This is a genomic window from Ruminococcus sp. (assembly GCF_017650195.1).
In the GTDB taxonomy this organism is placed as follows: Bacteria; Bacillota; Clostridia; order Oscillospirales; family Ruminococcaceae; genus Ruminococcus.
The window spans coordinates 1-4,138 of the sequence record NZ_JAGCFH010000319.1 but is presented as its reverse complement, the minus strand read 5'-3'; the positions used below and the strand labels follow the sequence as shown (position 1 = coordinate 4,138).

Sequence of the window (4,138 nt, the reverse complement as noted above, 5' to 3'; positions counted from 1 at the left end):
TTTTTAAGAAATATCAAGTGATACTGTTCGAATAATTCGTGCCTGATATTTGTCACTGAAAATATGTATTGTATATTCTTCCAAATAATAAACGATACGTAATACAACATTGTGTATTCTTCTTATTGACGTTTTAACCAATAATTTGATATAATATATGTGTATTCTGCAATATAATAGGTTAGTTGCAGAGCAATTTTTGATAAGTCTGAAACACGATAATGTGGTTGGGGCTATTCTATCAAATGGAGGTATGTATGAGCAGATTCAAAAGAGGGCTGTCAGCCCTGTTGGCTGTCGCTTCTGTTGTTTCTTCTGGTCAGTTTTATGCGGGATATTCCGCTGCTGCTGAAGAGATAAGCGAAGCAGCTGCTAAGATCACCGGCGGCGATCTTAATGGCGACGGCAAGACCGACAAAGCGGATGTTGAAGCTATAACTGACTATATAAGCAAAACAGTTGCGGCATCAGCAAAGGACTCAAAATACGATATTTACAAGGACGGAGCGGTTAACGCCAGAGATCTTCTTGCTGTTAGCCAGCTTGCGGGAGGTTTGGCTCCGGTCAAGCCTGCAACAGAAGAACTTCCTGAAACGGTCCAGATCGAGGTAGGAAGCGCTGAATGTGTTCCCGGTGAGCAGGTATCTATCGATGTAAATATCGTTGACTGGGATCAGGACCTTGGTGCTGTGGAGCTCTACCTTGATTTTGACAGCAGTCTTAAACTTGCTGAGGTAGACTGTACAGGAAAATATCAGTCTGTTACTGAAGGAAATAAGCTGAAACTCTTCGGTCTTACAGAAAATGCTGATGTATACCGTGGAACTGTTGCTACACTTAAATTTGATGTTCCTGATACTGCATACGGTGATTATGATGTAAAGGTCAATTCATGCGCAGTATATAACAACAGCTTCCAGTCCCTCAAAGCGAATACAAAGGTAGGTCTTATCGCTGCTGATGTTACTGAAAGACCGCTTTATCTCGCTCCTTCATATACAAACAGCAAGTCTCTATTCCTTACATGGAGCATGCCGTACTGCAGCGGTGAGCTTGAAGGCTACATTGTTTACCGTGACGGCAAGGAGCTTACACGTGTAAAGGAATGCCAGTATTATGATGAAAAGCTTGAAACAGGTAAGAAATACCAGTATGAAGTTCAGGCTTATGGCGCTGATGGTTATCTGTCAGCCAAGTCAAAGGCTATTACAGTATCACCTCAGGCTCCTGATATAAGTGCGCTCGCTTTTACTGACAATGCTGAGATCATCGGCGGAAAGAGTGCTGATATAAGAGCTACAATGGAAAAGACGATCGACGCTGCTTCATATTCTCTGTCATATCTGGACAAGCAGGGGAAGGAACAGGTTATTTTCAGCGGTGAGAACACAGCTGTTTCAGCTGCTGATATCCGCTGGATCATCAAGGAAATTCCAAGCGGTGACTATACACTCACATTCAAGGTTACTGACAAGGATGGCGGCTCAGCTGAGAAGTCATTAAAAGTAACTGTTGATACAACACCTCCTGAACAGGTTTTCGGTTTCGATGTATTCGAAGGCGAGAAGGAAATGAAGCTCACCTGGGGTATTGCGGCTGAGGCAAAGGTCGTAGGATATAATCTTTACCGCAGAACCGAGAAAGGAACATATAAGCTTCTCAAGTACATAGACAAGAGAGAAACTCTCGAGTATGTCGATAAGGACCTTACTGAAGGCGACATCTACTTCTACATGATGTGCGCTGTAGATAAGTACGGTCAGGAAGGTATCTATTCCGATGAGAAGTCCGCTGCCGCAAAGGGTGACGAGACTATTCCGGAAGTAACTCTCTTCCTTCCTGAGAGCGGGAAGGTCCTCAGTCATTTTGTCACTATCTCCGTAAAGGCAGAGGATAATGTAGGCGTTTCTTCTGTTGCCGGATTTATTTCCGAGGATGACGGAAAGACATGGAGCAAGCTCTTTGAGGGCAAAGGCTCTTCTGTAAGCTACAGCTTTGATACTTCCACATACAAGGAAGCTAATATCAAGCTCCGCGCTGCTGCATATGACTATGCGGGAAATGAAAGCAAGGAACTTGTTCATATCTACGCAGTTGATAACCAGGGACCCGCACAGGTAGTAAATGTTCGTTCAGCTGCAGTTACTGACGTTACAGCAACTATCGCGTGGGATGACGTTCCTGACAAGGATTTCAGCTACTTTACAGTAAAGTACTATCCTACAGAAACTCCTGAAAAAGTAAACACAACCAATACCTCCACAACCCTTGGCGTAAACCTCATGGGCCTTACTCCTGAGACATCATACACCATGGAGGTCGCAGCTGTTGACGTTTACAGCAATGTTGGCACATATTCCGAGCCATTCACATTCAAGACAACAGCTGATAAGGTTGCACCTATCATAGCTGCATTCAACCCTGCTCCGAATTATTTCAACAAGTCTATCCCTCTTATTATTACTGCACAGGATGATTTCAGTGTTGCATCCGTTTCACTCCAGGCTTCACAGTCAAATGACAAGGATGCTAAGTGGAACGATGTCGCTGTGATCAAGAACGAAACCGGCGGTTCATATTTCAGGGCTGAATATGCTCTTGATCTTACAGCATATGCGGAAGGCAAGCTCTATCTGCGTGCTTTCGCAGTTGACACTTCAAATAATAAGGGTGAGCTTTCAGCTGTATATGAATACATTGTAAAGCGTACAGCTCCGGCTGCTCCGACAAGTCTCAAGGCTTCCTCAGATTCAAATGCTATCGAGCTTACATGGGAGCCTTACGAAGACAAGGCAGAATCTGCTTCATTCTCACTCTACAGAAGTGACAAGGAGGATGGTGAATACACAGCTATCCTTACAGCAAGCAGTTCTCTGAACTATTTCGACAGATCTGCTGAGACAGGCAAGACATACTTCTACAAGCTCACAGCAATAGACGCTGCTGGCAATGAGAGCGCTATGAGCAAGGCTGTAAGCGCTGTACTCAAGGAAGACAAGGAAAAGCCTGTTGTTGAAAGCATTTCTCCTGCTGAGACTGAGGTCCTCAGCACTGCTTACAACAAGGTTTCAGCGCTTGTAAGCGATAATGTAAAGCTTGCTTCAGTAACTATTGAATACCGTCTCGGCGATGATGACGCTTTCAAGGCACTTGCTGAGGCAAAAGAAATAAATGACTACTATACTGTTCTTGAAGGCACACTTCCGGAAACAGTTCTCAAGACTGCAAAGACAATTGAGGTAAGAGTTAACGCTGTTGACGGTGCCGGTCTCAAGGCTGACACAAAGACAGTAAAATATAATATTGACAATTCCTTTACAGATATAAAGGAAATAAAGGCAGAGCAGCTTACTGACCACATTGCACTTACATGGAAGCCTGTTGAGAACAAGCTCTCTACAGGCTACTACATTTACAAGAAATCAAATACTTCATCATGGCAGCGTATCGGTTCCATGGAAGTAGATGCTGAGAAGAAGGGTGAATATTTATTCACTGATTACAGCACTAATTCTGCCGGAACACTCACATACAAGGTCGAGGCATACTGTTCAAACGGTATCATGACCGAGAAGGAAACAACACCTATGCAGATATATACTGCTCCTGAGGCTTCTCTCGTTGTTGAGAACGTGCAGCAGAAGGGTGTTGAGTATATCTTTGACGCAACAGGATGCCGCGACTATTATGGAATCTCATCTATTGTAATTGACTTTGGTGATGGTACACGCGCCAGCGAAACTTCAGCATCCACAGCAACATTCATTCATAAATACAATGAAGTCAAAAAATACACTGTTACTCTTACAGTTACAAATGAACAGGGCCTTGTTTCTACATGCACACAGGTCATCGAGGTAACTGAGCGCGTTCTCCTCGGAGAATCCACAGTATTTGTAAAGACTACAGAAGGAAAGCCTGCTGCCGGAATCAATGTTTATGTTGATCTCGGTCAGGATCTCCAGAAGAAGCTCAGCACAGACTCAAACGGTAAGGTCACATTCACAACGGTTGCCGGTATTCATACCCTTGGTGTATTCGGTGACGGATATCTTCCTGCAGAGAAGGAGTGCACTATTCTCGCAGGAACAGGAAACAGATTCTATTTCACAGTTACAGAAGAGGATATCGTTACAGC

General features: G+C 43.9%; 1 protein-coding gene. It reads left to right on the top strand.

Features of this window, described 5'->3' with window-relative positions; genetic code table 11:
- Positions 1-257 precede the first annotated feature (257 nt).
- Positions 258-4,138 (top strand): fibronectin type III domain-containing protein (locus J6U00_RS14175; RefSeq protein WP_296582900.1); only part of this gene is annotated, 3,881 nt, incomplete at its 3' end.